The organism is Salipiger sp. HF18 (assembly GCF_011806505.1).
Classification (GTDB): Bacteria; Pseudomonadota; Alphaproteobacteria; order Rhodobacterales; family Rhodobacteraceae; genus Salipiger; species Salipiger thiooxidans.
On the sequence record NZ_JAATOS010000979.1, the window covers coordinates 1 to 570 of the forward strand.

Annotated in this window: 1 protein-coding gene; it reads right to left on the reverse strand. The window is 70.9% G+C overall.

Translation table 11 applies throughout. From position 1 onward, the window contains the following. Positions 1-70: 70 nt before the first annotated feature. Positions 71-570 (reverse strand): MSMEG_1061 family FMN-dependent PPOX-type flavoprotein (locus tag HC022_RS28375; protein WP_167454579.1); only part of this gene is annotated, 500 nt, incomplete at its 5' end.

Here is a 570-nt window from a genome sequence, read left to right on the forward strand (position 1 = left end):
CTAGACGTCAGGAGTTCTACCCGCCCGGCCGGCGGTTCCGTTTCCGGAACCGATCACGGCGTCGAGAGGGTCACCAGAGCGTCTGCCTGGCCCGCTCGGGGTAGGTGCGGTCCCAGGCCCCTGCCTCGATCTCGCCGCTGGTCATCTCGTCGAGGATCTCGCCCAGAGACGGGGTCTCGGCGCCGTCATCGCGGTCCCAGAGGCCCGAGCGCAGCAACGCCTTGGGGCATTGCGCGTAGACCTCGGCGATCTCGATCACCGCGACCGTGGCGGGCAGCATGCTCTTGCGCGCGAAGCGGCCGCGCAGCGCCTCGTCGTCGGTCAGCCACGCCTTGCCGTTCACCCGCACCACCGAGTTGTCGCCGGGCACCATGAACATCAGCGAGATGCGCCCGTCGGTGACGAGGTTGCGCAGGCTGTCGAGCCGGTTGTTGCCGCGCCAGTCGGGCAGCGCCAGCGTGCCGGGGTCGAGCTCGAGCACCACCGGACCGTCGTCGCCGCGCGGCGTGCCGTCGGTGCCGTTGGGGCCCACGGTCGAGACGACGCAGAAGCGCGAGGCGGCGATCCACT